The 26090-nt window shown below is 69.4% G+C and carries 30 protein-coding genes; 19 read left to right on the forward strand and 11 right to left on the reverse strand.

The features are described from left to right. Positions 1-326 (forward strand): glycogen/starch/alpha-glucan phosphorylase (locus KBZ08_RS12895; RefSeq protein ID WP_254973467.1); only part of this gene is annotated, 326 nt, incomplete at its 5' end. A gap of 79 nt (positions 327-405) precedes the next feature. Then, on the forward strand, positions 406-786 hold the full coding sequence (locus tag KBZ08_RS12900; RefSeq protein WP_254973469.1) for a Crp/Fnr family transcriptional regulator: 381 nt from the start codon (positions 406-408) through the stop codon (positions 784-786). Here KBZ08_RS12900 and KBZ08_RS12905 read toward each other — a convergent pair. Next, positions 764-1996: an FAD/NAD(P)-binding oxidoreductase gene (locus KBZ08_RS12905; protein WP_254973471.1), complete on the reverse strand. Its 1233-nt coding sequence runs from the start codon at positions 1994-1996 to the stop codon at positions 764-766. The two genes, KBZ08_RS12900 and KBZ08_RS12905, sit on opposite strands and share 23 nt — an antisense overlap. Before the next feature lie 117 nt (positions 1997-2113). Here KBZ08_RS12905 and KBZ08_RS12910 point away from each other — a divergent pair, with 117 nt between their 5' ends. From KBZ08_RS12910 to KBZ08_RS12925, 4 genes are read left to right on the forward strand one after another with little or no spacing between them, the layout of a single operon-like run. Further along, entirely contained in the window at positions 2114-2326 is a 213-nt protein-coding gene (locus KBZ08_RS12910) for an acetyltransferase (RefSeq protein ID WP_254973473.1), read from the forward strand. Between the two features lie 35 nt (positions 2327-2361). Beyond that, a complete protein-coding gene (locus tag KBZ08_RS12915; protein ID WP_106222548.1) occupies positions 2362-3276 on the forward strand; it encodes a cation diffusion facilitator family transporter in 915 nt (304 codons plus the stop codon). A 29-nt stretch (positions 3277-3305) separates the two neighbouring features. Next, positions 3306-4127 carry an inositol oxygenase family protein gene (locus tag KBZ08_RS12920; RefSeq protein ID WP_254973476.1) on the forward strand — a complete coding sequence of 274 codons (822 nt, stop codon included), beginning with the start codon at positions 3306-3308 and terminating at the stop codon, positions 4125-4127. 21 nt (positions 4128-4148) lie between these two features. Beyond that, the gene (locus KBZ08_RS12925) at positions 4149-5309 is read left to right on the forward strand and encodes a UDP-galactopyranose mutase (RefSeq protein ID WP_254973478.1); all 1161 of its coding nucleotides are present in this window, start codon (positions 4149-4151) and stop codon (positions 5307-5309) included. Here the strand turns inward: KBZ08_RS12925 and KBZ08_RS12930 are convergent. From KBZ08_RS12930 to cysT, 3 genes are all read right to left on the reverse strand, one after another. Continuing rightward, positions 5304-6122 (reverse strand): glycosyltransferase family 25 protein, encoded by an 819-nt coding sequence (locus KBZ08_RS12930; protein WP_254973480.1) that lies wholly within the window; start codon positions 6120-6122, stop codon positions 5304-5306. The two genes, KBZ08_RS12925 and KBZ08_RS12930, sit on opposite strands and share 6 nt — an antisense overlap. A 71-nt stretch (positions 6123-6193) precedes the next feature. Next, positions 6194-7093, reverse strand: a complete 900-nt coding sequence (gene cysW, locus KBZ08_RS12935; protein WP_254973482.1) for a sulfate ABC transporter permease subunit CysW — start codon at positions 7091-7093, stop codon at positions 6194-6196. Between the two features lie 84 nt (positions 7094-7177). Further along, positions 7178-8029 (reverse strand): sulfate ABC transporter permease subunit CysT, encoded by an 852-nt coding sequence (gene cysT / locus KBZ08_RS12940; protein ID WP_254973484.1) that lies wholly within the window; start codon positions 8027-8029, stop codon positions 7178-7180. Between the two features lie 125 nt (positions 8030-8154). Here cysT and KBZ08_RS12945 point away from each other — a divergent pair, with 125 nt between their 5' ends. Then, positions 8155-9177: a sulfate/molybdate ABC transporter ATP-binding protein gene (locus KBZ08_RS12945; protein ID WP_254973485.1), complete on the forward strand. Its 1023-nt coding sequence runs from the start codon at positions 8155-8157 to the stop codon at positions 9175-9177. Here KBZ08_RS12945 and KBZ08_RS12950 read toward each other — a convergent pair whose 3' ends face one another. From KBZ08_RS12950 to KBZ08_RS12960, 3 genes are all read right to left on the reverse strand, one after another. Then, positions 9178-9369, reverse strand: coding sequence for a hypothetical protein (locus tag KBZ08_RS12950; RefSeq protein WP_106222536.1), 192 nt, complete (start codon positions 9367-9369; stop codon positions 9178-9180). A 105-nt stretch (positions 9370-9474) separates the two neighbouring features. Further along, positions 9475-10026, reverse strand: coding sequence for a Crp/Fnr family transcriptional regulator (locus KBZ08_RS12955; RefSeq protein WP_159819231.1), 552 nt, complete (start codon positions 10024-10026; stop codon positions 9475-9477). A gap of 197 nt (positions 10027-10223) precedes the next feature. Continuing rightward, positions 10224-10655, reverse strand: coding sequence for an Rrf2 family transcriptional regulator (locus KBZ08_RS12960; RefSeq protein WP_106222532.1), 432 nt, complete (start codon positions 10653-10655; stop codon positions 10224-10226). Positions 10656-10862: 207 nt separating this feature from the next. On the opposite strand from KBZ08_RS12960, the gene KBZ08_RS12965 reads away from it, so the two are divergent. From KBZ08_RS12965 to KBZ08_RS12975, 3 genes are all read left to right on the forward strand, one after another. After that, positions 10863-11879, forward strand: coding sequence for a sulfate ABC transporter substrate-binding protein (locus KBZ08_RS12965; RefSeq protein WP_106222530.1), 1017 nt, complete (start codon positions 10863-10865; stop codon positions 11877-11879). Between the two features lie 134 nt (positions 11880-12013). Continuing rightward, a complete protein-coding gene (locus tag KBZ08_RS12970) occupies positions 12014-13081 on the forward strand; it encodes a sulfate ABC transporter substrate-binding protein (protein ID WP_254973488.1) in 1068 nt (355 codons plus the stop codon). A 50-nt stretch (positions 13082-13131) separates the two neighbouring features. Then, the gene (locus KBZ08_RS12975; protein ID WP_254973490.1) at positions 13132-13935 is read left to right on the forward strand and encodes a class II glutamine amidotransferase; all 804 of its coding nucleotides are present in this window, start codon (positions 13132-13134) and stop codon (positions 13933-13935) included. Here KBZ08_RS12975 and KBZ08_RS12980 read toward each other — a convergent pair. Next, on the reverse strand, positions 13932-14330 hold the full coding sequence (locus KBZ08_RS12980) for a hypothetical protein (RefSeq protein WP_254973491.1): 399 nt from the start codon (positions 14328-14330) through the stop codon (positions 13932-13934). The genes KBZ08_RS12975 and KBZ08_RS12980 overlap by 4 nt on opposite strands. 290 nt (positions 14331-14620) lie before the next feature. On the opposite strand from KBZ08_RS12980, the gene KBZ08_RS12985 reads away from it, so the two are divergent. After that, positions 14621-15076, forward strand: a complete 456-nt coding sequence (locus KBZ08_RS12985) for a rhodanese-like domain-containing protein (protein WP_254973492.1) — start codon at positions 14621-14623, stop codon at positions 15074-15076. Positions 15077-15078: 2 nt separating this feature from the next. Continuing rightward, the gene (locus KBZ08_RS12990) at positions 15079-16098 is read left to right on the forward strand and encodes an alpha/beta fold hydrolase family protein (protein WP_254973493.1); all 1020 of its coding nucleotides are present in this window, start codon (positions 15079-15081) and stop codon (positions 16096-16098) included. Here KBZ08_RS12990 and KBZ08_RS12995 read toward each other — a convergent pair. Then, a complete protein-coding gene (locus KBZ08_RS12995) occupies positions 16062-16259 on the reverse strand; it encodes a hypothetical protein (protein WP_106222519.1) in 198 nt (65 codons plus the stop codon). The genes KBZ08_RS12990 and KBZ08_RS12995 overlap by 37 nt on opposite strands. A 544-nt stretch (positions 16260-16803) precedes the next feature. Between KBZ08_RS12995 and chrA the strand changes: the two genes are divergently transcribed. After that, positions 16804-18117: a chromate efflux transporter gene (gene chrA, locus KBZ08_RS13000; protein ID WP_261359340.1), complete on the forward strand. Its 1314-nt coding sequence runs from the start codon at positions 16804-16806 to the stop codon at positions 18115-18117. A gap of 9 nt (positions 18118-18126) precedes the next feature. Here chrA and KBZ08_RS13005 read toward each other — a convergent pair whose 3' ends face one another. Both KBZ08_RS13005 and KBZ08_RS13010 read right to left on the reverse strand, forming a co-directional pair. After that, entirely contained in the window at positions 18127-18462 is a 336-nt protein-coding gene (locus tag KBZ08_RS13005) for a hypothetical protein (protein WP_254973499.1), read from the reverse strand. A 72-nt stretch (positions 18463-18534) separates the two neighbouring features. Next, positions 18535-20073, reverse strand: a complete 1539-nt coding sequence (locus KBZ08_RS13010; protein WP_261359336.1) for an FAD-linked oxidase C-terminal domain-containing protein — start codon at positions 20071-20073, stop codon at positions 18535-18537. A gap of 61 nt (positions 20074-20134) precedes the next feature. Here KBZ08_RS13010 and hemL point away from each other — a divergent pair, with 61 nt between their 5' ends. The 6 genes from hemL to KBZ08_RS13040 are packed head-to-tail and all read left to right on the forward strand — an operon-like array spanning position 20135 to position 26089. Then, the gene (gene hemL, locus KBZ08_RS13015) at positions 20135-21490 is read left to right on the forward strand and encodes a glutamate-1-semialdehyde 2,1-aminomutase (protein ID WP_254973502.1); all 1356 of its coding nucleotides are present in this window, start codon (positions 20135-20137) and stop codon (positions 21488-21490) included. Continuing rightward, positions 21487-22683: an ABC transporter substrate-binding protein gene (locus KBZ08_RS13020; RefSeq protein WP_254973503.1), complete on the forward strand. Its 1197-nt coding sequence runs from the start codon at positions 21487-21489 to the stop codon at positions 22681-22683. The genes hemL and KBZ08_RS13020 overlap by 4 nt, the downstream gene beginning before the upstream one ends. Positions 22684-22690: 7 nt before the next feature. Continuing rightward, positions 22691-23620, forward strand: coding sequence for a branched-chain amino acid ABC transporter permease (locus KBZ08_RS13025; RefSeq protein ID WP_254973505.1), 930 nt, complete (start codon positions 22691-22693; stop codon positions 23618-23620). A gap of 5 nt (positions 23621-23625) precedes the next feature. Beyond that, positions 23626-24537 carry a branched-chain amino acid ABC transporter permease gene (locus KBZ08_RS13030; RefSeq protein WP_254973507.1) on the forward strand — a complete coding sequence of 304 codons (912 nt, stop codon included), beginning with the start codon at positions 23626-23628 and terminating at the stop codon, positions 24535-24537. Continuing rightward, entirely contained in the window at positions 24534-25373 is an 840-nt protein-coding gene (locus KBZ08_RS13035) for an ABC transporter ATP-binding protein (RefSeq protein WP_106222501.1), read from the forward strand. Before KBZ08_RS13030 ends, KBZ08_RS13035 begins: the two co-directional genes overlap by 4 nt. After that, positions 25370-26089: an ABC transporter ATP-binding protein gene (locus KBZ08_RS13040; RefSeq protein WP_254973510.1), complete on the forward strand. Its 720-nt coding sequence runs from the start codon at positions 25370-25372 to the stop codon at positions 26087-26089. The genes KBZ08_RS13035 and KBZ08_RS13040 overlap by 4 nt, the downstream gene beginning before the upstream one ends. Position 26090 lies beyond the last annotated feature (1 nt).

Here is a 26090-nt window from a genome sequence, read left to right on the forward strand (position 1 = left end):
CCACCCCGGAGCTGCCGGAGGTCCTGCACCTGATCGAGAGCGGCCACTTCAGCAACGGTGACAAGGAGCTGTTCCGTCCCCTGCTGGAGAACCTCACCGGCCGCGACCCCTTCTTCGTGCTGGCCGATTTCAGCGATTACCTCCGGGCCCAGAACGCCATCAATGCCACCTGGGCCGACCGCAGCCGCTGGAATCGGATGGCCATCAAGAACGCCGCCCGCAGCGGCTTCTTCTCCTCCGATCGCGCGATCAGGGAATATGCGCAGAGAATCTGGGACGTGCAGCCCTCTCCAGTGGCCATGACCGGAGGCCCCGGTCGCACCTGATCCTTAGCCCACCGTCAGCATGGTGGAGGGATTCAGGATTCGGACCATGACTCCCCAATCCTCAGGCGCCCTGACCACCATGCGGCTTCTGGCCCAGGGCCGGGACCTGCGGACCGTCGCCCCAGGGGAGGTGATCTTCCAGGCGGGTGACCTTGGCAACTCGGTCGTTGGGATCCTGGAAGGAGAGGTCAGGATCGACTGGGCCGGAGGTCGCGAGAGTGAACGCCTCGGCCCCGGCAGCACCTTCGGCGTGGGCGCCCTAGTGGACGCCCCGCACCTGCGCTTTGGCACCGCCACGGCCCAGTTGGACACCCAGCTGCTGGAAATGAAGCGGGAGGAGTTCCTGTTCCCGCTTCAGGAGTTGCCGATGCTCGCCCTGGAGATGCTGCACGGGCTAGAGGAGCGCCTGGGCGATCTGAAGCGGGCGGGTGGCGAGCTCAGTGGGCCACCCCCGGCATGAAACGCCGCTCATGCTGGTATCCCTTCAGCATGCGGTTCCAGTAGATCCAGGGCAGCACGTCCTTCTTGACCACCCACATGCTCCAGCGCTCCTGGGTGGGATCGAGGGGGAAGGAGGGAACGGGCTGGCCGTCGTAGTTGAACTCGGCCATGATCACCCGCCCGTAGCCGGTGATCAGCGGACAGCAGGCGTAGCCGTCGTAGCGGGCGGCCAGGGGCTGGCCATCGAGGTGGGCCAGCAGGTTGGCCACCAGCACCGGCGCCTGGCCCCGCACCGCCGCGGCGGTCTTGGAATTGGGCAGCGAGGAGACGTCCCCGAGGGAGAAGACGTTGGGATGGCGCACGTGCTGGGTGGTGAACTTGTCCACATCCACCCAGCCCCCCGGTCCGGCCACCGCCAGGGGGCTGGTGGCCACCACATCCGGGGCCGCCATCGGCGGGGTGACGTGCAGCATCCCGAAGGGGAGCACCTCCTCCCGCACCGTGTCGCCGTCCTTGACGGCGAAGACCGCCTCCTTGCTGGCGGCGCGCACCTCCTTGAGGGTGTGCAGGTAGCGGGGCTCGATGCCGCGGCGGGCCACCACCTGGCGCAGGGGTTCGGCGAAGGTGGGAATGCCGAAGATCCCCGGCGTGGCGGTGGCAAAGATCACCTTGGTCGCCGCCGCCACCGCCGGCGAGCGCTTGAAGACGTCGTCGGCCAGGTACATGATCTTCTGGGGCGCCCCGGCGCACTTGATCGGTGTGTCGGGGAAGGTGAAGATCGCGTTGCCGCCGGAGAAGGCCTGGATCGTCTGCCAGGTGTAATCGACCAGATCCTTGGAATAGTTGCTGGTGATGCCCTGGCTGCCGAGGGCCTCCGGCAGCCCCTTGATCCGGTCCCAGCAGAGCTTGATGCCGGTGGCCACCACCAGGGCGTCGTAGTGGAGCGTTTCGCCGTCGCTGCTGGTCACCGTGCCGGCCACCGGATCGAAGCCGGCGGCGGCGGCGCGGATCCAGCGCACCCCCTCGGGGATCAGGTCGGCCTCGGCCCGACGGGTCTGCTCGAGGCTGAAGACGCCGGCGCCCACCAGGGTCCAGCCGGGTTGGTAGTAGTGGTCGGGGGAGGGCTCGAGGATGGCGATCTCCAGGCCCGGCCGGGCCCGCTTGAGCTGGCTGGCCACGGTGAGGCCCGCAGCCCCTCCGCCGACGATCAGGATCTGGTGATGGGCCATGGAACGGGAATTCAGACGCGGAGGGCCCGGCAACGGCGAGGGGAATCGTTACGGTCCTGATCCTTCGTGGCACCGAAGCGCCAGCAGACTGAAGGGATCGAGAACCGGAGCAGGGCGATGTTTCTGAAGGTACGCCACAACGACGACGCCAGCCTGGTGGAGGTGCTGAACGTCAAGCAGTTGTTCAACCCCTTCGACACCCAGGTCCAGGGCCGTCTCCATGGCGGCGAAGAGATGCAGGATCCCCAGGAGTACGCCAAAACCGACCTGCTCTTTCCCTCCGGGGAGGCCCTGCCCCGCTGCTGGCTCGATTCCCACTACCAGAGCTGAAGGCCAGCCAGGGCCATCGCTGCTAAGACGCCTCCATGGCGTCCCACTCCCACCAGCACGACCACGGGCATCCCCACCGCCAGGGCTCGCCCCGGGCCTTCTTCTGGGGGGTGCTGCTCAACAGCGCCCTCTCGGGGCTGCAGCTGGCGATCGGCATCGGCTTCGGCTCCCTGGCCCTGATCGGTGACGCCATCCACAACCTGGGCGATGTGGCCGGCCTGCTGTTCGGCTGGGGGGCCGAACGGCTCAGCGCCCGGCCGGCCACGGCCCGCTTCACCTACGGCTTCGGCCGCAGCACCCAGCTGGCCTCGCTGATGAACGCGGCCCTGATCCTGATGGCGGCGGGGGTGGTGATCGTCGAAGGGGTGCAGCGGCTGCTGAATCCTGTGCCCGTGGTGAGCGGCCCGGTGGCCTGGGCGGCGGCGGCCGGCATCGTGGTCAACCTGCTCTCGGCCCGGCTGTTCGGCAGCGGCCACCACCACGATCTGAACCGGCGGGCGGCGGTGGTGCACCTGCTCACCGATGCCGCCGTCTCGGCCGCGGTGCTGATCAGCGCCGTGCTGGTGGGGCTGGTGGGCTGGATGTGGCTGGATGCGGCCACCGCCATCGGCGTGGGGCTGGCGGTGGCCTGGAGCGGCTGGGAACTGCTGGTGGAGGCCCTCAGCGCCAGCCTCGACGCCGTGCCGCGGGGCATCGACCTGGCCGCGGTGGAGGCGGCCCTGCGTGCCCTGCCCGGTGTGGAGGACGTCCACCATCTGCATGTCTGGGGCATGAGCACCTCCCGCGCCGCCCTCACCGCCCATCTCGTGGGCTCCGGCCATGGGCCGCTCGATGGAGACCTGCTGTCTCTGGCCCGGCAGCGGCTCGCCCAGCTGGGCATCAGCCACAGCACCCTCCAGATCGAGGCGCCCGGGAGCTGTGCGCAAGACGCGGCCCACGGGCCCCGATAGGCTGGCCCCAGCTTTCGGCGACGGACGCCTTGCGGTTCTCGCCCTCACTGCTGCCCAGCCACGTGCTGCCCGGCCACCTGCTGCCCAGTCACCTTGTGCCCAGGCTCAAGGGACGGGCCCGGCGCGGGCTGGAGAAGGGGCTGGCCGCAGCGGGCCTCGGCCTCGTGAAGCTCGATCCCCCCGACTCGCCCGCCCACCGGGCCGCCGAGCGCCAGCGGACCCTGCAGCGGCAGATCCTGGATCGCCATGACCAGCAGACGATCGCCGATGTGGAGGCCCTCAACGACCGGTATCGGTCACCGGTCCTCGGCAGCCTCCGGCCGATGGATCTGTTCCGGATGCTGGGGGAGTGCCTGGATCCGACCGACAACCGCCTGGGCTGCGCCAGCCAGCTGACCCACAGCCTGCAGGTGATCGAGGCGATGGTCGGCGACGGCGTGCTCGACGACGATCTGCTGCTGCTGGCCTTCCTGCACGACCTCGGCAAGCTGCTGCTGCTCACCGGTGAAGACCCGGCCAACGTGGTGGGCACCAATGCCATCCTCACGCCCAGGGCCAGGACCGGCCTCGACCAGCACATCTGCCAGTGGAACCACTGCGAATTCGGCTACCTGCGGTTCCGCTCCTTTCTGCCGCCCCATCTCAGCTGGACGATCCGGTACCACGGCCTCAAGGACACCACCCCCGTCGACTACATGAATGCCAGCGATGAACAGCACTTCAACGGCATCATGAAGCGCTTCCGCCACTACGACACGGCCTCCAAATCCATCGACATCAGACCCGAAACCCGGCTGGACGACTACCGAGATTTCATCGAAACGAGACTCCCCGATCGCATCCTTTTCTGATCAATTCGCAGCGTTGCTGTCATGCGCTTTCTTGTCGTTGGATCCGGCTTCGCCGGTGCCGTGCTGGCCAGGGAGCTTGCCGATCACACCGACCACTCCATCGATGTGATCGATGCCAGGGATCACATCGGCGGCAACTGCCACACGCACAGGGAACCGGAGACCGGCATCACCGTGCATACCTACGGAGCCCACATCTTTCACACCAGCGATCGGCAGGTATGGAACTACGTGCAACGCTTCACGGAGATGATGCCGTTCATCAACCGTCCCAAGGCCAGTATCGACAAGGGCATCTTCAGCCTGCCCGTCAACCTGCATACCATCAACCAATATTTCGGCAAGAAGTTCTCGCCTTCAGAAGCCCGGCAGTTTGTCGACTCCATCCGGCGCCATGACATCGAGCAGCCCCGGAACTTCGAAGAGCAGGCACTGCACTTCATGGGCGATGAGCTTTACCGGGCGTTCTTCCATGGCTACACGAAAAAACACTGGGGCTGCGAGCCTGAGCAGATCCCGGCCTCCGTGCTGAAGCGATTGCCGTTGCGCTTCAACTACAACGACAACTATTACTCCTCGATCTATCAGGGCATTCCCAGAGATGGCTACACCGCCATCTTCGAGCGGCTGCTCGACCATCCGCGCATCTCCCTGACGCTCAACCACCGCTGGCAACCCTCCGATGGCCAGGCCTATGACCATGTCTTCTACTCAGGCCCTCTCGATGGCTTCTTCGGCCACCGACGCGGGCGGCTTGGCTATCGCACGGTGTTCTGGGAGCGGCAGATCGAAACCGGGGATGCCCTGGGCCATCCAGGCATCAACTTTCCCTCCCTGGATGTGACCTTCACTCGCCGCAGGGAGCACAAGCATTACGAATACTGGAAGCAGCACGAGAAAACGATCGTGTTCACCGAATACAGCAAGGAAACGGGCACCGAGGATGAGCCCTACTACCCCAAGCGCCTGGCGGCCGACAAGGCCCTGCTGCATGGCTACCTGGGCGATTGCCTGCAGACGGAAAGGACCAGCTTCCTGGGCCGGCTGGGGCTCTACAAGTACATGGACATGCACCAGGTGATCGCCGAATCGCTCTCCCTGGCACGGGAATTCATCGCCGCGATCGCTTCAGGGGAGCCCAGGCCCACCTTCCCCGAGGCCTTTCGCCTCAGCCTCTCATAGCTTGTCGCCGACCACACCCGGTCCGTCCTCCTCCAGCTGGAACACCAGCCCCCGGTTGCGCTGAATGATGGCGGGATCGCTGCCGCGGCCGGCCGGATCGGGACACAGCCGCAGGCTGTTCCAGGCGTACCACTTCAAAGGAAAGGAACTGACCCGGGGGGATTGACGCATCCCGTCGCAGATCATGTAGTCATACCCATAAACCACCGGCTGACCGGTGAGCCAGCCATAGAGCCAGCGGCATCCGGCCTGGGTGAGGGAATAGGCATGGGTGCAGTACAGCGGGCAGGTCACGATGTCCTGGAGAATCGGCATCGGCCTGGAGATCACACGGCGGGAGAGCGACCTGAAGCGGGGATGGCGATCGAGGAAGCGAAAGACACTGGGGGTGGGCAGATGCTTGTAGAGGATCTGGGAACCGAGAAACAGCAGGTCCCAGTCGGCAGGGGTGGCGGCATGGAAGGCCCTGGCCTGGGTCGTCCAGATGGGCGGAAAGAACACATCGTCCTCGAAGATGTGCACCAACGGCAGATCCTGCTCGATGGCATGGGCCAGCAGACCCAGGTGGGAGAGCAGGGACCCCTGGGAGCCGCGCCGGGCCGTGAAGCGATCGACATCGATCGGCCTGCCCAGGCCATGACGCTCGAACAGGGGCTCCAGATCCTCCGATCGGGCATCCACGGCGGGCCAGATCGAGACCCGCGGGAATCCCGCCTCACCCAAGCGCTGGAGCAGCCCGTCGCGGCGATCGGGACGGCGCTCCAGATTGATGCAGAAGGCGGGGGCCTCCAGAAACGCCTGCCAAGGCCCCATGGCTGTTGCTCCCTGCCGACGCGAACGCTAGGGAACCGCCCCGTGCTCCGCCCGAATCAGGCCGGTGGGGCTCAGGGCTCGGTCCTGGCCGCCCGCTTGTCCTGCTCCAGCAGCTGCTCCACCAGGAGCTTGAGCAGCAGCGACACGATCGCCACGCCCCCCAGCACCATCGCCGCCCCGAAGGCCAGCTCGGTCTGGTAGTTCTTGTAGGCGTCCTCGACGAACAGCGGCAGGGTCTGGGTGAGGCCCTCAATGTTGCCGCTGACCACCGCGACGGCGCCGAATTCACCCAGGGCCCGGGCCGTGGTGAGGATCAGGCCGTAGAGCGCGGCCCAGCGCACCGAGGGGAGGGTCACCTTCCAGAACACCTGCCAGTTGGTGGCCCCCAGGGTGCGGGCGGCCTCCTCCTGCTCCCAGCCCTCCTCCTCCAGCAGGGGAATCACCTCCCGGGCCATGAAGGGGAAGGTGACGATGATCGTGGCCAGCACGATGCCGGGCCAGGAGAAGATGATCTTCCAGCCCAGGCTCTCGATGACGCCCCCCAGCAGGCCATGGGTGGGGCTGTAGAGCAGCACCAGCATCAGGCCCACCACCACCGGTGAGATCGAGAAGGGCAGGTCGATGATGCTGAGCAGCAGGGCCTTGCCCCGGAACTGGCGGCGAGCGATGGCGGTGGCCGCGGCCAGGCCGAAGATGACGTTGCAGGGCACCGCCACGGCGGTGGCGAGCAGGGTGAGGCGCAGGGCCGAGAGCAGTTCGTGGGACTGGAAGTTCTCGAGGAACGGCCCCAGGCCCCGGGCGAAGGCCGAAGCCACGACGCTCAGGGCCGGCAGCAGGATCACCACCCCCACGTAGACGCAGGCGATCAGGGGAATCAGGATCGCTCCCGGATCAGGGCCGTGCCGGCGGGACTTCGGACGTGGAGCCTGGGCGGCGGCGGGGGTCTCCAGGGTGGGAACGACGATGGTCATGGCGGACAGCCGACGGCGGGAACGGAACACGGACAGGAGAGGGGGAGATGGCCGAGGCAGGGGGCGGCGGGACGGGCGGCAGGATCAGGCCCCATCGCCCTGGTAGCGCTGGCCCCACACCTGCAGCAGGTTGATGACGAGCAGGCTCAGCAGGGAGAAGATCAGCATCACCGCGCCGATCACGGTGGCGGCATCGAAGTCGTATTCCTCCAGCTTCTGGATGATCAGGGTGGGGGTGATCAGATCCCGGAACGGCACGTTGCTGGAGATCATCACCACCGAGCCGTACTCCCCCACGGCCCGGCTGTAGCCCTGGGCCACCCCGCCGAGGATCGCCGGCAGAAGCTGGGGCAGCACCACCTGAAGGGTGGTCTGGAGCGGCGTGGCCCCCAGGCACCAGGAGGCCTCCTCCTGCTCCTTCTCGAGGGAGCGCAGCACGGGCTCCACGGTGCGCACCACGAAGGGCAGGGAGATGAACACCATCGCCACGGTCACCCCCGGGGCGGCGAAGGCCACCTTGAGGCCGAAGGCCTCGTGGAGCGGCTGGCCCAGCCAGCCGTTGGTGCTGTACACCGCCGTGAGAGCCAGGCCGGCGACGGCGGTGGGAAGGGCGAAGGGCAGATCGATCAGGGCATCGAGCAGGCGCTGGCCCGGAAAGCGGCAGCGCACCAGCGCCCAGGCCACCACCAGCCCGAAGACGCCGTTGATCACGCTGGCCACCAGGGCCAGGCCGAAACTCACCTTGTAGGTGGCGATGGCCTCCGGCGTGGTGGCCATCTCCCAGAAACCGGCGGGTCCCACTTCGGCGGCCCTGAGCAGCATGGCCCCCAGGGGCAGGAACAGGATCAGGCCCAGGTAGGTCCAGGTGATGCGCCAGGGCCAGCTGGGCAGCGCCAGGGTCGGCGTGCGCCAGCGACGCAGGAGGGCGGGGGTCATCGGGTCAGGGGAGCGGGACGGGGAAGGGGACGGCGCAGGGCGCGACGACGGCGTCAGACTAAAGGACGGTTCAGCGGTGCGCTTACCGGTATAGTCGGATCCTCCCAGCCACCCAGGCCGTTTCGATGGGCATCCGCGTCGCCAACGTCAGCAAGAGCTTCGGCGATTTCCGCGCCGTCGACGACGTCAGCGTCGACGTGGACAGCGGCTCCCTGGTGGCCCTGCTCGGACCCTCCGGGTCGGGCAAGAGCACCCTGCTGCGACTGATCGCCGGGCTTGAGGAGGCCGATGCCGGCCGCATCTGGATCACCGGCGAGGAGGCGACCGAGCGGTCGGTGCAGGAGCGCCAGGTGGGCTTCGTCTTCCAGCATTTCGCCCTGTTCAAGCACCGCAACGTGCGTCGCAACGTGGGCTTCGGGCTCGAACTGCGCCGCTGGAAGCCCGAGGCGATCCGCCGGCGGGTCGACGAGCTGCTCGACCTCGTGCACCTGCGGGGCTACGGCAACCGCTACCCCTCCCAGCTGTCCGGCGGACAGCGCCAGCGGGTGGCCCTGGCGCGCGCCCTGGCGGTGCAGCCCCGGGTGCTGCTGCTGGATGAACCCTTCAGCGCCCTCGATGCCAAGGTGCGCAAGGAACTGCGGGCCTGGCTGCGCAATCTCCACGACGAGATGCACGTCACCACCGTGATCGTCACCCACGACCAGGAGGAGGCCATGGAGGTGGCCGATCGGATCGTGGTCATGAACGAAGGCCGGGTGGAGCAGATCGGTTCCCCGGCGGAGATCTACGACCATCCCGCCTCCCCGTTCGTGATGAGCTTCGTGGGCGCGGTCAACGAGCTGCCCAGCGGCTCGCTGCCGGTGCGGCGCGATGCGGCCCCGGCGCTGCCGGCGGAGGGCCGGATCTTCGTGCGCCCCCACCATGTGCAGGTGCATGCCACCCCCCAGCCGGGCACCGTGCCGGCCCGCCTGCGGCGCCTCACCCACATGGGCCGCGACCTGCAGGCGGAACTGGTGCTCGACTCAGAAGAAGTGGTGGTGGCCCAGTTCCCCCGGGAAGAGGTGGACTACGCCAACCTCAAGCCCGGCGACCGACTGCATGTGATCAGCCGCCAGGCCCACGCCTTCCAGCCGGACTACTCGATCTGATCAGTCGCTCACCGCAGTGGCGGCACGGCGCCGCGGAAGTTCGGAATGAACCTCCGCCAGACGAGCATCGGCGAGGTACTGGGCCACGGCCAGGGGATCCTGGTGGCGCAGCAACTCACCGTTGCGGAAGACGAGGGTGAAGCGCTGGGGCTGGGGCTCATTGAGCCTGGAGCGGAAGTACTGGGCGGCCATGACGGTGATTGTTGATGCGTGGGTGTTGATGAACAGAAAAGACGCTGAAAATGGGGCGCCGAGAATTCGGCGCTGAGAATGGGGCGCTGAAACGCGTCGGCGCCCTCAGGGGATGCTGACCATCAGGTCGGTGTCGCTCACCTGATGCAGCAGACCGAGGCGCTTGAAATGGTTGAGGGTCTTGGTGACCGTCACCCGGGTGAGGCCGCAGATCTCTGCCAGGGCCTGATGGGTGAGGTTCATGTCCCGCAGGGAGAGGCGGTAGCCGCGGCTGCTCACCTGCCCGAAGCGGAGGCCGATCCAGCGCAGCAGCCGCAGCAGCCGTGAGTCGGCGCCGCGGACCCGGTTGATCTCGAACAGCTCTTCGGTGTTGCGGATCTGGTGATGCAGGAAGGCCAGGATCTCGGCCTCGCTGGGATGGCCCTGCTCCACCACCACCGTGGAGAGGCACTGGATCTCCACCGGACGCAGGGTGGAATAGGCGTTGGTCACCCAGTCACCCGGGCCCCAGAGGCCGAGGGTGAAGGATTCGCCCTCCTCGTCGTGGGAGGCGGTGCGGATGTAGCCGTCCTGGATCTTCCAATGAAGTCCGTCGGGCAGGACGTCATGGGGCAGGAGCGTGAGGCGGAGGGTCTGGGGCGTACGTGAGGTGGTCATGGCCGCAGGCGGAAAGCGATGGGGTGGGGGGGTTCAGGACAGAGCGGACGGCCAGCCTTCGGCTGGCGACAGGCATTCGCCGACAACAGCACATGGGGAGCCTGCGGGGACCCCAGAACCATACCTCACATTCCCCATCGGCAATGTGGCCTATTTAACGATCCGGCGCGGCCCGCTCAGATTCCGGCCCGTCCCGCTCAGATGAAGTACATCGCCTGGGCCTGGGCCAGGTGATCCCGCTGATCCAGCAGGTCCTGCAGGGTGGTGCCCGAGAGGATGGCGCGCCGCGCCTCTTCGAGCCGTTCCTCCAGCCGGCCCAGCACCTCGAATTCCGGGGTGGCGCCCTCGCCGCCGGCGCGGGGCGAGACATCCCCCTCCAGACAACTGACGATGTCATCGACACGGATCTCGGCCGGCGGCCGGGCCAGCTGGTAGCCCCCCTTCGGCCCGCGGATGCTGCGCAGGATCTGGCCCCGGCGCAGGCTGGCGAGCATCTGCTCCAGGTAGCGGTCAGGGATGCCCTGGCGCTGGGCGATCTCCGCCACCTGCAGCACGCCGCCGCGGGAATGGATGGCGGCCAGCTCCATCAGCGAGACGAGGCCGTATCCGGTTTTCGCGCTGAAGGCCAAGGGAATCCACGGTTGTCTTACGGGGATTGTGGCAGCCACCACCCCCGGACCAGCCAACGGCCAGGCACCGGGGGGATGTCATCCGCCCTACATCGCCGCGGCGGCGCGACGGATAGGTTTCACCAGTTCACCCATCGGACAACCGTGCTTTATCCCTTCTCCTCGCCGGTCCCGCCAGCCGCTCGCCGCCCCTGGCATCCCGGCCTGGTGGCCGCCCCCCTGGCCGTCGCCGTCGCCCTGGGGGGTTCCGGCACCCTGCTGCCCCTGAACGCCCAGGCCCAGCAACCGGCGCCACGGCAGGAACTGCTGCTCGTGTCCTATGCCGTCACCAAGGCGGCCTACGACAAGATCATTCCCCGGTTCACGGCCGACTGGAAGAAGCGGACCGGCCAGACCGTCGTCGTTCGCACCAGCTACGGCGGCTCCGGCTCCCAGACCCGGGCGGTGATCGACGGCCTGGCGGCGGATGTGGTGGGCCTGGCCCTGACGGCCGACACCCTGAAGCTCGAGGAGGCGGGCCTGATCCGTCCGGGTTGGGAAAAGGAGAACCCCAACAACAGCATCATCACCAACTCGGTGGTCGCCTTCTTCGTGCGGCCCGGCAACCCGAAGAAGATCCGCACCTGGAACGATCTCGACAACAAGAACGTGGAGGTGATCACCGCCAATCCCAAGACCTCCGGCGGCGCCCGCTGGAACTTCCTGGGCCTGTGGGGTTCGGTGACGGAGACCGGTGGCAATGAGGCCAAGGCCCGCGCCTTCGTGACCAACGTGTACCGCAACGTGGACACCCTGCCCAAGGATGCCCGCGAGGCGACCGACGTGTTCGTCAAACGCAACCAGGGTGATGTGCTGCTGAACTATGAGAACGAGGCGATCCTGGCCAGGAAGAGCGGCACCTGGAAAACCCCCTACATCGTGCCCACCACCAACATCCTGATCGAGGGGCCGATCGCCGTGGTCGACAGGAACGTGGACCGCAAGGGAACCCGCCGAGTGGCCGAGGCTTTCGCCAGGTACCTGTACAGCGAACCGGCCCAGCGGGCCTTTGCCGAGGAGGGATTCCGACCCGTCAACGCCAAGGTGAAGGCCGAGACGAGATCCCGATTCGCTCCGGTCTCGAAGCTGTTCACCGCCAGGGACTTCGGCGGCTGGGACACCATCAACAAGCGGTTCTTCGGCAAGGGAGGGCTCTGGGATTCGATCTTCTCCAAGTCCCGCTGAGCCAGCAGCCGGCCCCCTGAGCGGGGGAGCCGCAGGCCAGAGAGAGGGGGAGGGGGCCGGCCACGGGCACAGGGGAACTGGATAGCCGATCGGGATACCGGTGTATGCTCTGCCGAATTGTCGATCAGAAAACCGTGGTTTCCCCCTTCGCCCGTTCCGCCGCCCCCCTCGCCATCACCGGCCTCCTGCTGGGGGGTCTGGCCCTGACCGGCTGCAGCCCCCGGCCCGAGGGCGGCGCCAGCGGCGGTGCCGGTGCCGGTGCCGGCGGCGCTCCCCAGGAGCTGCTGCTGGTGAGCTACGCCGTGACCAAGGGGGCCTACGACCGGATCCTGCCCAAGTTCGAAGCCGACTGGAAGGCCAGAACCGGCCAGGCCATCAATGTCAAGACGAGCTACGGCGGCTCCGGCTCCCAGACCCGGGCGATCATCGACGGGCTCGATGCCGACGTGGCCACCCTCGCCCTGGCCGGTGACGTGCTCAAGCTCCAGGAAGCGGGCCTGGTGCAGCCGGGCTGGGAAAAGGATCTGCCCGGCGGCGCGATCATCACCCATTCGGTGGTGGCCTTCATCACCCGTGACGGCAACCCCAAAGGGGTCCGGACCTGGGCCGACCTGGCCAAGCCCGACGTCACCGTGGTGACGGCCAATCCCAAGACCTCCGGTGGTGCCCGCTGGAACTTCCTGGGGCTGTGGGGCTCGATCAGCCAGACCGGCGGAAGCGAGGCCCAGGCCAAGGCCTACGTCAGTTCGGTCTACCGCAACGTGGAGAACCTGCCCAAGGACGCCCGCGAGGCCAGTGACGTCTTCCTCAAACGCGGCCAGGGCGACGTGCTGCTGAACTACGAGAACGAGGCAATCCTCGCCAAGCGCAGCGGTGACCTCAAAGCCCCCTTCATCGTTCCCGAGGTCAACATCCGCATCGAGGGCCCGGTGACTGTTGTCGACCGCAACGTGGATCGCAAGGGCACCCGCAAGGCCGCCGAGGCCCTGGCCACCTATCTCCAGAGCGAGCCGGCCCAGGAGATCTTCGCCGAAGAGGGCTTCCGTCCGGTCAACCCGGGGGTCTGGAGCCGGGTGAAGGGCCGCTTCGCGCCGGTGAAGCAGCTATTCTCGGCCGGCGACTTCGGCGGCTGGAAGCAGATCAACGACACCTTCTTCGGCAAGGACGGGGTCTGGGACCAGCTGTTCAGCAGCTCCCGCTGATCCGGGCCTCCCCCGGTGGGGAGAATGGAGGCCTCGGTGGACCTCGGGTGATGTGTGAACTGCTGGCCCTCAGCGCCAACACCCCCACCGACATGCGCTTCTCCTTCCATGGCCTCACCCGCCGGGGGGGAGCCACTGGCTGCCACGGGGACGGCTGGGGGGTGGCCAGCTTCGATCCCGATGGCCGCGGGGTGCATCTCTACCGGGAGGACGCCCCGGCCGCCTTCTCGCCGATCGCCGCCCGGGTGGCGAGCCTGGATCTGCGCTCCCACTGCTCAATCGCCCACATCCGCAAGGCGACCCAGGGGGTGGTGGCCCTGGAGAACTGCCACCCCTTCCACCGGCGCTGGCAAGGGCGGGAATGGGTGTTCGCCCACAACGGCAACCTGCTGGGGCCGCTGCCGCCGACCCGGCTGTTCGTTCCGGAGGGGTCCACCGACAGCGAAGTGGCCTTCTGCTGGATCCTGGAGCAACTGAACGCCGCCGGTGCCGATCCGGCGGACCTGGACAGCATCTTCGACACGCTGGTGCTTTGCTCCCGGCAGCTGGAGCAGCAGGGCACCTTCAACTGTCTGATCAGCAACGGCAGCTGGCTGTTCGCCCACGCCAGCACCCGCCTGCACCGCATCACCCGCCGGGCCCCGTTCGGCCGGGCCACCCTGGCCGATGACGACCTCAGCGTCGACTTCTCCGAACTGGCCGGCGTCGACGACGTCGTGACGATCGTCAGCACCGAACCGCTGACCAGGGATGAGGCATGGCTGCCGCTTCAGGCCGGCGAGGCCGTCCTGCTGGTGGGGGGAGAGGTGGTGCGGCACCAGCCCCCTGGGGTGCCCGTCGAGCCCATCGGCTAAGCCAGGCAGAAGACATGGCGGTACCCCAGGTCGAGCATCTCCTCCGCCAGCTGAACGGCTGACGCCTGGATCGGGCCCCCACTGCCCCGTCCGATGCAGATCAGGGGCCAGGCCAGATCGGGCAGCAGGGCGCGGATCCGGTCCGGCTCCATCTCCGCCTCCAGCTGGACGGCACCCTGGAGGGCCTCGCCGAGGGGATGCTTTCGCTGCACCAGGGTGGCTCCTTCCCAGAGCAGGCGGCGCACCTCCAGGGGCTGAAGATCCTGGCGCTCGGCACGGGTGAGGAACTCCCGATCGCAGAGGGAGTCCTGACGGTCCCGGAGGCCATCGTGGTCGTGGTGATAGCCCATACGGAACGGAGGCAGAGTCCTTTTCGCCTGCAGCATGACCTGCATCAGGGGAACAGCCTGTGCGTTCAGGCCTTCGGCCATGTGTTCACAACCACGACTGAAGAGACAGGAGAAGAGCACCATGTCGGAGTGCTCCGAAGGAGTGCGAGTAAGGGACTTCAGGGATCCTGCCGAACAGCAGGATCCTTTTTCATGGGCGGCTCCCGGGAAGGGCCTTCCTGGATGGAATGGGTGCGGAACTCCGGCAGAACAGCCATTTTCATCGGTTTGTTGCCCGGATTACCGTAGTTAAGACCTTCAGGGCTGAAGATTGGGGCACCGCAGCAAGGATCCCCATGGCCACCGCCTTTGAGACACCAGGAGCCACGGGCCTTCCCGGCGATCTCCTCTCCCCCCGGCAACTCCTGCGTCTGCTGGCGAGCGCAGGGCCGAACGCTCAGGAAGCACCGGCCCTGATCATCGATCTTCGCTCCAGGCGCCGCTATCGCCGCAGCCATGTCCCAGGGAGTCACAACATTGCCAGCGGCTGGCTCATCAGCGGCGAGCTCCCCGATGGGGACCTGATCCTGGTGGGCGAGAGCACCCGGCATTCGGCCACGACGATCGACCATCTCCAGGCCCAGGGCCATGCCCGCCGCCTCCGCCATCTCGCCGGCGGTTTCGAGGCCTGGCACCACCAGGATCTGCCCGTGGCCGGACGGCAAGGCAAGGGGTGGCTCCAGGGGTTCCGGGGGATCCCGTGGCTGCGGCCGGCCCGCCTCCTCCGCCCGGCCTCGCCGCAGGAGGCCTGACCTTGACGATCACCCGCACGCACCCTCGCCGCGGCCATCGGCAAGCCGTCGAGCTGTTCCGCGAGCAGCCGTTGCGGCTGGAATCCGGGGAGACCCTGGGGCCGATCACGATCGCCCATGAGAGCTGGGGGCAGCCCGATGCTGCGCGCAGCAACGGCGTGCTGCTCCTGCATGGATTCAGCGGCGACAGCCACGCTGCCGGCCCGGCGGGCCCAGGCCACCCCACCCGAGGCTGGTGGGATGGGCTGATCGGCCCGGGCCGGGCGATCGACACCGACCGGTTCTTCGTGGTCTGCCCGAACGTGCTGGGGGGCTGCCAGGGCAGCACCGGCCCCGGCAGCCCGGCCCCCGACGGCAGGCCGTGGGGAAGCCGTTTCCCCTCGCTCACGATCCGCGACCAGGTGGCGGCGGAGGTGGCCTTCAGCGGCAGGCTCAAGATCCGGCGCTGGCAGGCGGTGATCGGGGGCTCCATGGGCGGCATGCGCGCCATGGAATGGGCGATCGCCCATCCCGGGCGGCTGGAGCGGCTGGTCCTGCTGGCCACGACAGCCCGCTGCTCCGCCCGGACCAACGATGTCCACCGCCGCCAGATCGACGCCATCCAGCAGGACCCGGCCTTCCTGGGCGGCGACTACTACGACCATCCCGGCGGCGGACCCCGGACGGGGCTGGCCCGGGCTCGGGCCATCGCCCGGCTCACCTACGGGGGCCTCGACGACGGGAGCGGGTTCCTGGAGCGCTTCGACGCCAACAGCTACATCGTCCTCACCCAGGCCATGGCCGGCCATGACGTGGGCCGCGGGCGGGGCGGGGTGGCCGCGGCCCTGGCCCGGATCAGCGTCCCCGCGTCCGTGGCCTCGGTGAGCTCCGACCGGCTCTTCCCACCCCACAGCCAGCGCGAGCTGGCCCGGGCGATCGCCGGGCCCGTCCGCTTCACCTCGATCGACAGCCACCACGGCCACGACGGCTTCCTGGCGGAACAGAATCAGCTCGCACCGATCCTGCGACAGGCGCTGGCCTGACGCCGGCGGGCCAGGGCGCGGGAGAGAGTCGGCAGCGCCGGGGTTCCATCGGCCGAGCGCAGCAGGGCCAGGCCCAGGACCAGGAGTGGCACCCCGATCAGGACCGGGGCCGTCAGCATGCCAAGCGCCAGCAGCAGGGTCGGGCCGAAGTTGTTGGGCACCGGAGGGAGGCTCTCGGGATGGACGGCGGACGCCTCAGGGGAACCGTGTGGGAAGAACGATCGTGACACGAACGATGGGGAGCGACACCATCGTCCTACCGAAAATCGATCGAGGGGAACGTCACTCGAACCACAGCAGGATGTGGGGCCGGATCATCGCTCGAAAAGCCAGCCACAAAGCAGACAGAACGCCGCGATGAGAACGAACAACTGGGGGGAGAAACCGATCACATGGCCGACAATCACACCCGCCAGAATCACCATCCAGGCACGCCAGTTCGGCCACGGACTGAAGAAGGAGTCCTCGCGGACGACTCCTGCCGGCGGCTTCTGGGATGTCCTTGCCGATGCCCCTGCGCCGGCACTGAGGGTGGAGGTGGAAGTGGAGCTGGGGTCTGGAGCTTGGCTCCCTGTCATGGCCAGTCTTTTGCGTTCATCCTGCGTCCCCATCGATGGACCCGATGTAAGTGGGAACACATCCCCGCGGTGGCGGACGGGCACGTCCCACTGACTAGGTTGTGACCCTTCGCGGTGCCGATCGGTGCTGAAGGATCCGTTCAGCCTCACCACGGCCGCCCGTTTCTGGCTGCGGCTGGGGCTGGTCAGTTTCGGCGGGCCGGCCGGCCAGATCGCGCTGCTGCATGCCGAACTGGTGGAGCGCCGGCGCTGGCTGTCGGAGCGTCGCTTCCTGCATGCGCTCAACTACTGCATGCTGCTGCCGGGTCCCGAGGCCACCCAGCTGGCCACCTACCTGGGCTGGCTGATGCACGGCCTGGGGGGTGCCCTGGTCGCCGGTGGCCTGTTCCTGCTGCCCTCGGTGGTGGTGCTGCTGAGCCTCTCCGCGATCTACGCCATCTGGAGCCAGCTGCCTTTGCTGGCGGCGGTGTTCTGGGCGCTCAAACCGGCGGTGCTCGGAATCGTGCTCCAGGCGGCCTGGCGGCTGGGGCGGCGCACGCTGCACAACCCCGCCCTGGCGCTGATCGCGGCGGCGGCCTGCCTGGCCCTGGCCGTGGGCCGGGTGCCCTACCCGGCCCTGATCATCGCCACGGCCCTGGTGGGCTGGATCGGCGGTCGGCTGCGGCCGGCCCTGTTCCGGGGCCCCGCGCCACGCACCTCCGCCGCCTCCGGGGCTGCCCCAACCCCGGAGGCCGCCCTGCACGGCGATGACACCCCCACCCCCGCCCACGCCCGCTTCCGCTGGCCCGGCCTCGGCCTCACCCTGCTCGGGGGCGGCGCGGCCCTCGCCCTGCCCCTGGCCCTGCTGACGCTGGCGGGGGGCTGGGACGGCCAGCTCGCCACCATGGCCCGGTTCTTCTTCAAGGTGGCCCTGGTCAGCTTCGGCGGCGCCTATGCCGTTCTCCCCTACGTGGCCCAGGGGGCGGTGGAGACCTACGGCTGGCTGGACGCCGCCCAGATGGTGGACGGCCTGGCCCTCGGCGAGACCACCCCGGGGCCGCTGATCATGGTGGTGGCCTTCGTGGGCTTCATGGGGGGCTGGAACGGCAGCGGCACCCTGGCGGCCGGCGTGGCGGCCGCCCTGGTGGTGGTGTGGTTCACCTTCCTCCCCTCCTTCCTGTTCATCCTGGCCGGCGGCCCCCTGGTGGAGGCAAGCCGCGAGGACCTGCGCGTCGGCGCACCCCTCACCGCCATCACCGCCGCCGTGGTCGGGGTGATCGTGAGCCTGGCGCTCTACCTGACCGGCCCGGCCCTGGCCCCGGGCGGCGCCCCCGACGGCGGCGCCGTGCTGGTGCTGCTGGTGGCCGTGGTGCTGCTGAGCCGGGGGCTCGGGGCCCTGCCGGTGATCGGCGCCGCCACCGCGGTGGGCCTGGGGCGCTGGTGGCTCAGTGGGGGGGGCTGAGGCCGGCGGTCAGGGGAGCATCCCGCAGGCGAACAGCTTGTTCATCACCGGCCCCGCCACCTGGTCGATGAAGCCCTGACGCAGCTGGGGATCGTCGTTGAGCATGTCGAGCACGCGCTGCTCCTGGGACCCACGCCGCTCGCTGCGGGCGGCCCAGAGCTGGTCGCAGCTGGATTTCTGGTAGCGATCGATCACCTTCTTGGCCACCAGGTTGACGACCGGGGACTGGGCAAGGACGGGGGCCGGGGTCAGCAGACCTCCGGAGAGACCGGCCGTGACACCGACGACAACACCCATCACGGCACCTGCGGCGATACCCGGACGGGCCAGCGGGCGGTTCAGCATGGAGCGCCAGGGGAGACGGTGTCCCCAACGTAGATCCGTGCCATCGGCCGGGCTCAGACCCATCGGCCGGGCTCAGAAGACGTCCAGGGGCTCCCGGCTGGGCGGCTGGACGGCACCACCGCTGAGGGCGTCAAGGCGCACGGTGAGCGTCGACGCCTGGCGACGGGCCGATTCCCCGCAGCTGCGCGGGGTGGGGAAGATCTTGCCGGGATTGGCCAGGCCCGCCGGGTCGAAGGCCTCCCGCACCAGGCGCATGGTGGCCAGGTCGTCGGGGGCGAACATCCAGTCGAGGTAGCAGCGCTTGTCGCTGCCCACCCCGTGCTCGCCGGTGATGCTGCCGCCCGCCTCGATGCAGAGGCGCAGGATGTCGGCCCCCAGCTCCTGCACCCGGTCGGTCACGCCGGGTTCATCGGCCCGATACAGGATCAGGGGGTGGAGATTGCCGTCCCCGGCATGGAACACGTTGGCCACCGGCAGGTCGTAGCGGCTGCTGAGCTCCTCGATCGCCGCCAGCACCGAAGGCAGGGCGCTGCGGGGAACGACGCCGTCCTGCACGTAGTAGGTGGGGGTGATGCGGCCGACGGCGGCGAAGGCGGACTTGCGCCCCTTCCACAGCAGGGCCCGGTCGGCCTCGCTGGAGGCCCGCCGGATCGTGCGGGCACCGGCCCGTCGGCAGAGATCCCCGGCGATCTCCACGGCGGCGGCCACCTCCCGTTCCTGGCCGTCCAGTTCGATCAGGAGCACGGCGGCCGCATCGCGGGGGTATTCGTCCCGGCCGAACAGGTCGTCGACGGCGTTGATGGTGAAGTTGTCCATGATCTCCATCCCGGCCGGCAGCACCCCGGCGGCGGTGACCAGCCGCACCGCCTCACCGGCGGCCTCCATGGCGGTGAAATCGGCCAGCAGCACCGCCACGCTCTGGGGCGCCCGCAGCAGCCGCAGGGTGATGGCGGTGGCGATGCCGAGGGTGCCTTCGCTGCCGATGAACACCCCGCGCAGATCCAGCTCGGGGGTCTCGGCCAGACCGCTGCCCAGGGTGGTGACCGTGCCGTCGGGGAGCACCACCTCCATCTCCAGCACGTGGTTGCTGGTGACGCCGTACTTGAGGCAGTGCACGCCGCCGGAGTTCTCGGCCACGTTGCCGCCGATGCTGCAGACCACCTGGCTGGAGGGATCCGGGGCGTAGTAGAAGCCGTCGCCGGCCACCGCCCGGGTGACCCAGCCGTTGATCACCCCCGGCTGGACGGTGATGCGCCGGTTGGCCAGATCGACATCCAGGATCGAGCGCATGCGACTGGTGGCGATCACCAGGGCTCCGTTCTCCGCCAGGGCGCCGCCCGAGAGGCCGGTGCCGCTGCCGCGGGCCAGGAAAGGCACCCCGTGGCGGTGGCACAGCCGCAGGATGGCGGCCACCTGCTCGGTGGTCTCGGGCAGCACCACCAGCGGGGGCTGGGCCCTGTGCAGGGTGAGGCCGTCGCAGTCGTAGGCCAGCAGCTCCTGGGGCGCCGCCACCACGCCTTTCGGCGGCAGGATGGCGCGCAGCCGACGCTCCATCGCGGCCCAGTCGATCGTCACGGAATGGGTCCGGTGGGCCGGTGCAGGGGGTGCCATTGCTTCCGAACTTACCGACGCCCGGCACCTCGGCACCCTTCTGGGTCAGGATGGGAAACGAATGCGTCCACCTTCCGCGGATCCCGCCTTGAGTTCGGCCACCCCTTCAGCGCCCGCCTCGGCCCCTTCCCTCCTCACCACCCGATCCGAGGAGATCTTCGCCGCCGCCCAGACCCTGATGCCCGGGGGCGTCAGTTCCCCGGTGCGGGCCTTCAAGTCGGTGGGCGGCCAGCCGATCGTCTTCGACCGGGTCAAGGGCGCCTACGCCTGGGACGTCGACGGCAACCGCTACATCGATTACGTGGGCAGCTGGGGCCCCGCCATCTGCGGCCACAGCCACCCGGAGGTGATCGCGGCCCTGCACCAGGCCCTGGAGAAGGGCACCAGCTTCGGCGCCCCCTGCGTGCTCGAGAACGAGCTGGCCGAACTGGTCATCGCCGCCGTGCCGTCGGTGGAGATGGTGCGCTTCGTCAACTCCGGCACCGAGGCCTGCATGGCCGTGCTGCGGCTGATGCGTGCCTTCACCGGCCGGGAGAAGGTGATCAAGTTCGAAGGCTGCTACCACGGCCACGCCGACATGTTCCTGGTGAAGGCGGGCTCCGGGGTGGCCACCCTCGGCCTGCCCGACTCCCCCGGTGTGCCCCGCGCCGTCACGGCCGGCACCCTCACCGCCCCCTACAACTGCCTGGAGTCGGTCAAGCAGCTGTTCGCCAACAACCCCGGTGAGATCGCCGGGGTGATCCTGGAGCCGGTGGTGGGCAATGCCGGCTTCATCACCCCCGAACCCGGCTTCCTCGAGGGCCTGCGCGAACTCACCAAGGAGAACGGCGCCCTGCTGGTGTTCGACGAAGTCATGACCGGCTTCCGCATCAGCTACGGCGGCGCCCAGGCCCGCTTCGGCGTCACCCCGGACCTCACCACCATGGGCAAGGTGATCGGCGGCGGCCTGCCGGTGGGGGCCTACGGCGGCCGGGCCGACATCATGGCGATGGTGGCGCCCGCCGGCCCCATGTATCAGGCCGGCACCCTGAGCGGCAATCCCCTGGCCATGACCGCCGGCATCAAGACCCTGCAGCTGCTCAGCCAGCCCGGCACCTACGAGCGGCTGGAGACCATCACCAAGCGGCTCATCGACGGCGTCCGCGCCGCCGCCGCCGAGGCGGGCATCCCCTTCTGCGGCGGCAGCATCAGCGCCATGTTCGGCTTCTTCCTCTGCGAGGGGCCGGTGCACAACTTCGAGCAGGCCAAGGCGGCCGACACGGTGCGCTTCGGCCGCCTGCACCGCGGCATGCTCGAGCGCGGCGTCTACCTGGCACCGAGCGCCTTCGAGGCCGGCTTCACCTCCCTGGCCCACAGCGACGCCGACATCGACGCCACCATCGACGCCTTCCGCGACTTCTTCCTGTCGCTGGCGTGAGCGTCGGTCGTCTCCTGAGGGTCGGCACCGGGCTGCTGACCCTGACCCTGCTGGCGGGCTGCGCCGCTGACCCCGGCAGCAAGCCCGTCGACGTGGCCGGCGGTGTGCCGGTGGGGGCGGTGCTCGCCCTGACGGGCAACGCCAACGTCTACGGCCAGGACCAGAAGATCGGCCTGGAGCTGGCGCTCCAGCACCGCAACGGCGCCGGCGGCATCAACGGCAACCCCCTGAAGCTGGCGCTGGAGGACAGCGGCAGCGACGAACCGGGGGCCAACGCGGCCTTCACCCTGCAGATCAACCGGGGCGTGCTGGCCCTGGTCGGCCCCACCCTCTCCCAGCAGGCCTTCTCCGCCGACCCGATCGCCCAGCGCCGCGGCGTGCCGGTGGTGGCCCCCTCCAACACCGCCACCGGCATCCCGGAGATCGGTTTCTTCATCAGCCGGGTCTCGGCCCAGAGCTCGGTGATCGCACCCCTGGCCATCGAGCGGGCCCTGAAGATCCAGCCCGGCCTGAAGCGGGCGGCGGTGTTCTACGCCCAGGACGACGCCTACAGCACCGCCGAGACCACCATCTTCCAGAAGGCCCTCAAGGGGAAAGGTCTCGATCCGGTGACGGTGCAGCGCACCCAGCTCAACGACCAGGACTTCCAGAACCAGATCAGCGCCGCCCTGCAGGAGCGGCCCGACCTGATCGTGCTGTCGCTCCAGGCGGTGGACGGCGGCAACCTGATCCGCCAGCTGCGGGAGCTGGGTTACAGGGGCCTGATCGTGGCCGGCAACGGCATGAACACCCCCAACATCTACCCGATCTGCCAGAAGTACTGCGACGGGCTGCTGATCGCCCAGGCCTACAGCCCCGAGCTGGACACCCCCGCCAACACAGCCTTCCTCAAGGCCTTCCAGGCGGCCAAGGGCGGCGCCATCCCGCCCCAGCTCACCGCCCAGGCCTACACGGCCCTGCAGGTGATCGGCGAGGCCTTGGTGCGGCTGGACAAACGCCAGCCCCTGAAGGGGGCCACCCTGACGGCGGCGCGCAAGGCGCTGATGGAGGAGATCCTGGCCGGCACCTACGCCACCCCCCTGGGGGAGATCCGCTTCACTCCGGAGGGAGAGGTGATCCAGAGCCAGTTCTTCGTGGCCCAGGTGCGCATGGATCCGGGCGGGCGCAGCGGACGCTTCGCCCTGCTGAAGTAGGCGCCTGGTGGACCTGCTCCAGATCCTGGTCAACGGTCTGTCGGTGGGGGCGGTCTACGGCCTGTTCGCCCTCGGCTACACCCTGGTGTTCTCGGTGCTGGGGGTGATCAACTTCGCCCATGGGGCCGTGTTCACCCTGGGGGCCTACTTCACCTACCTGCTGATCGGCGGCGCGGTGGGGGCCAACGGTCTGCTGGCCGGCTTCCAGCTGCCCGTCGCCCTGCCCTTCTGGGGTGCCCTGCCCCTGGCGGGCCTGGGGGCGGCCCTGGTGGCCCTGCTGGTGGAGCGGGTGGCCTTCCGCCCCCTGCGCCGCCGCCGGGCCGACCCGCTGCTGGCCCTGATCACCAGCCTGGGGGCCGGGGTGATCCTGGTGAACCTGATCCAGCTGCTGGTGGGGGCGGAAAGCTACGCCATCCCCACCGGCGCCCTCGGCGGCCTGCCGGCCTCCTTCCCCCTGCTGGGGGCCCGGGTGCGCACGGTCCAGGCCCTGCTGCTGGGCGTCGCCGTGCTGCTGCTGGCCCTGCTCACCCTCTGGCTGGAGGGCAGCCGCAACGGCAAGGGGCTGCAGGCGGTGGCCGAGGACCCCGAAACCGCCCAGCTGCTGGGCATCGACAGCACGGCCATGGTGCGGCTGGCCTTCGGCCTCAGCGGCTTCCTGGCCGGGGTGGCCGGCGGGCTGGTGGGGCTGAGCGTCAGCATCGCCGGGCCCTACTTCGGCATCGGCTACGGCCTCAAGGGGCTGGCGGTGCTGGTGCTCGGCGGACTGGGCAGCGTGCCGGGGGCGGTGCTGGGCGGGCTGATCGTCGGGCTGGCGGAGGCGTTCGTGCCGGCCGACTGGTCGGGCTGGAAGGATGCGGTGAGCTACGGCTTCCTCTTTCTGGTGCTGCTGCTGCGGCCGCGGGGGCTGCTGGGCCGGCCGCTGCCCACCAAAGTGTGAGGGCCATGGACGCCGCCCTGCTCGAACAGATGCTGCTCGGCGCCCTGCTGGCGCTCTCGGTCTACCTGCCCCTGCGCTGCGGCCAGCTGTCCCTGGCCACCCCGGGCTTCTATGCGGTGGGCGGCTACGTGGCCGCCCTGCTCTCCACCGGCGTTCCCGCCTTCGCCGGCAGCGGCGCCACCTCGCCGCTGCCGGCCCTGCTGGCGGAGATGGCGCTGGGCGGGGCCCTGGCGGGGCTGATCGCCCTGGCGATCGGCGGGCCGGTGCTGCGGCTGCGGGGCATCTACCTGGCCATCGCCACCATCGCCCTGGTGGAGATCCTGCGGGTGTTCAACCTCAACCTGCCCTTCACCGGCGGGGCCATGGGGATCTTCGGCATCCCCCAGCCCTTCGCCCACGCCGAGGGCTATGTGCTGTTCACCCTGGTGCTGCTGGCGCTGGCCTGCTGGCTGTGCCATCGGCTGGAGGCCCTGCGGCTGGGGCGGGCCATGGCCGCCATCCGCGACGACGAACTGGCGGCCGCCTGCGTCGGCATCGACACCCCCCGCACCAAGCTGATCGCCTTCGTGGCCAGTGCCGTGCTCGCCGGCGTCACCGGCGCGCTGGCGGCCCATTTCTTCAACTCCTGGAACGCCCGGGCCGGCAGTTTCGACGCCAGCATCACCACCCTGGCCTTCGTGGTCTTCGGCGGTTCCCGCCTGTGGCCGGGACCGGTGCTGGGGGGACTGGTGCTCACCGCCCTGCCGGAGCTGCTGCGGCCCGTGGGCGACCTGCGCCTGATCCTGTTCGGGGCGGTGATCCTGCTGGGTCCGCTGTTCTTTCCCCAGGGGCTCGTCACGGCGGAGCGGCTGGGCTGGCTGGCCGCCCTGCTCGGCCGTCGCCGCCACCGGGGCCGCCAGGCTCCCCAGGCCCCATGAACCAGAGCCCCGACGGCACCGCCCCGGTGCCCCTGCTGCAGGTGGAGGCCGTCAGCTGCCGCTTCGGCGGCCTGCTGGCCCTCGATCAGGTGAGCCTGGCGCTGGAGGAGGGAGAGATCTTCGGCCTGATCGGCCCCAACGGCGCCGGCAAGACCACCCTGTTCAACGTCATCTCCGGCCTCACCACCCCCAGCGGCGGCCGCTGCCTGTGGCGGGGCGCGCCCACCACGGGCCTGGGGGCCAGCGGTCTCAACCGGCTCGGCATCGCCCGCACCTTCCAGAACCTGCGCCTGTTCGAGAGCCTCTCGGTGCGCGAGAACGTGCTGGTGGGCCTCCACCATGCGGCCCGCACCCCCCTGCTGGGGGCCCTGCTGGCCAGCGGCGGCTTCCGCCGCCACCGGAGGGGCCTGGAGGATCGGGCGATGGAGCTGCTCACCCTGCTGGAGCTGGAGGCCCTGGCGGAGCAGCGGGCCGGGGACCTGCCCTACGGCGACCGCCGACGGCTGGAGATCGCCCGGGCCCTGGCGACGGCCCCGCAGCTGCTGCTGCTGGATGAACCCGCCGCCGGCATGAACCCTGCCGAGAAGGACGACCTGCGGCGGCTGATCGGCACGATCCGCGAGCAGTTCGCGCTGACGGTGCTGATCATCGAGCACCACGTGCCACTGATGATGCAGCTCTGTGATCGGCTGGCGGTGCTCAACTTCGGCAGGCGCATCGCCCTGGGCAGCCCCGCCGAGGTGCGCACCGACCCGCGGGTGATCGAGGCCTACCTGGGTGGCTCGGGCGGCGGATCGGCAGGTGGCTCTGGCGATGCCGCCGGAGACGGCCGATGACGGCCCCGCTGCTGGAGCTGCGCCGGCTCACCGTGCGCTACGGCGCCCTCACCGCCCTGCGGGGCCTCGATCTGCAGGTGAGGGAGGGGGAGCTGGTGGCCCTGCTGGGGGCCAACGGTGCCGGCAAGAGCACCACCCTGCGGGCCATCTCCCGGCTGGTGGGCGCCGCGGCCGGCCAGGTGCTGTGGCGCGGCGCCGACCTGGCGGGGGTGAGCACCCACCGCACGGTGCGCCTCGGCATCGGCCATTGCCCGGAGGGCCGCCGGGTGCTGGCCCGCCAGACCGTGGCCACCAACCTGGAGCTGGGGGCCTGGCTGCGGCGCGATCGGGCCGGCATCGCCGCCGACCTGGAGCGCTGCTACGGCCTGTTCCCCCGCCTGGCGGAGCGGCGCCGCCAGCTGGCCGGCAACCTTTCGGGGGGCGAGCAGCAGATGCTGGCGATCGCCCGGGCCCTGATGGGCCGGCCCAGCCTGCTGCTGCTGGATGAGCCGAGCCTGGGCCTGGCTCCGAAGCTGGTGGCCGAGGTGATGGCGGCCCTGGCGGCGCTGCACGCCGGCGGGCTGTCGATGCTGCTGGTGGAGCAGAACGCCACCGCCGCCATGGAGATCGCCGACCGCGGCGTGGTGCTCGAAGGCGGCAGCATCGCCCTGGAGGGCAGCGCTGCCGCCCTGCTGGCCGATGCGGGCCTGCGGGCCTCCTACCTGGGGAGCGGCTGAG

This window comes from Cyanobium sp. Candia 9D4 (assembly GCF_024346155.1).
GTDB classification, from domain to species: domain Bacteria; phylum Cyanobacteriota; class Cyanobacteriia; order PCC-6307; family Cyanobiaceae; genus Cyanobium; species Cyanobium minutissimum.

Excerpts from the sequence above, each read along its gene's own strand:
- KBZ08_RS12915 (WP_106222548.1), top strand. The coding sequence starts at position 2,362 with ATGGCGTCCCACTCCCACCAGCACGACCACGGGCATCCCCACCGCCAG.
- KBZ08_RS12950 (WP_106222536.1), bottom strand. The coding sequence starts at position 9,369 with ATGGCCGCCCAGTACTTCCGCTCCAGGCTCAATGAGCCCCAGCCCCAG.
- KBZ08_RS12930 (WP_254973480.1), bottom strand. The coding sequence starts at position 6,122 with ATGGGGCCTTGGCAGGCGTTTCTGGAGGCCCCCGCCTTCTGCATCAAT.
- KBZ08_RS12975 (WP_254973490.1), top strand. The coding sequence starts at position 13,132 with ATGTGTGAACTGCTGGCCCTCAGCGCCAACACCCCCACCGACATGCGC.
- KBZ08_RS12945 (WP_254973485.1), top strand. The coding sequence starts at position 8,155 with ATGGGCATCCGCGTCGCCAACGTCAGCAAGAGCTTCGGCGATTTCCGC.
- KBZ08_RS13030 (WP_254973507.1), top strand. The coding sequence starts at position 23,626 with ATGGACGCCGCCCTGCTCGAACAGATGCTGCTCGGCGCCCTGCTGGCG.
- KBZ08_RS13035 (WP_106222501.1), top strand. The coding sequence starts at position 24,534 with ATGAACCAGAGCCCCGACGGCACCGCCCCGGTGCCCCTGCTGCAGGTG.
- KBZ08_RS13005 (WP_254973499.1), bottom strand. The coding sequence starts at position 18,462 with ATGCTGAACCGCCCGCTGGCCCGTCCGGGTATCGCCGCAGGTGCCGTG.
- hemL (WP_254973502.1), top strand. The coding sequence starts at position 20,135 with ATGCGTCCACCTTCCGCGGATCCCGCCTTGAGTTCGGCCACCCCTTCA.
- KBZ08_RS13040 (WP_254973510.1), top strand. The coding sequence starts at position 25,370 with ATGACGGCCCCGCTGCTGGAGCTGCGCCGGCTCACCGTGCGCTACGGC.
- KBZ08_RS12925 (WP_254973478.1), top strand. The coding sequence starts at position 4,149 with ATGCGCTTTCTTGTCGTTGGATCCGGCTTCGCCGGTGCCGTGCTGGCC.
- KBZ08_RS12955 (WP_159819231.1), bottom strand. The coding sequence starts at position 10,026 with ATGACCACCTCACGTACGCCCCAGACCCTCCGCCTCACGCTCCTGCCC.
- KBZ08_RS13010 (WP_261359336.1), bottom strand. The coding sequence starts at position 20,073 with ATGGCACCCCCTGCACCGGCCCACCGGACCCATTCCGTGACGATCGAC.
- KBZ08_RS12980 (WP_254973491.1), bottom strand. The coding sequence starts at position 14,330 with ATGCAGGTCATGCTGCAGGCGAAAAGGACTCTGCCTCCGTTCCGTATG.
- cysT (WP_254973484.1), bottom strand. The coding sequence starts at position 8,029 with ATGACCCCCGCCCTCCTGCGTCGCTGGCGCACGCCGACCCTGGCGCTG.
- cysW (WP_254973482.1), bottom strand. The coding sequence starts at position 7,093 with ATGACCATCGTCGTTCCCACCCTGGAGACCCCCGCCGCCGCCCAGGCT.
- KBZ08_RS12900 (WP_254973469.1), top strand. The coding sequence starts at position 406 with ATGCGGCTTCTGGCCCAGGGCCGGGACCTGCGGACCGTCGCCCCAGGG.
- KBZ08_RS12985 (WP_254973492.1), top strand. The coding sequence starts at position 14,621 with ATGGCCACCGCCTTTGAGACACCAGGAGCCACGGGCCTTCCCGGCGAT.
- KBZ08_RS12910 (WP_254973473.1), top strand. The coding sequence starts at position 2,114 with ATGTTTCTGAAGGTACGCCACAACGACGACGCCAGCCTGGTGGAGGTG.
- KBZ08_RS12905 (WP_254973471.1), bottom strand. The coding sequence starts at position 1,996 with ATGGCCCATCACCAGATCCTGATCGTCGGCGGAGGGGCTGCGGGCCTC.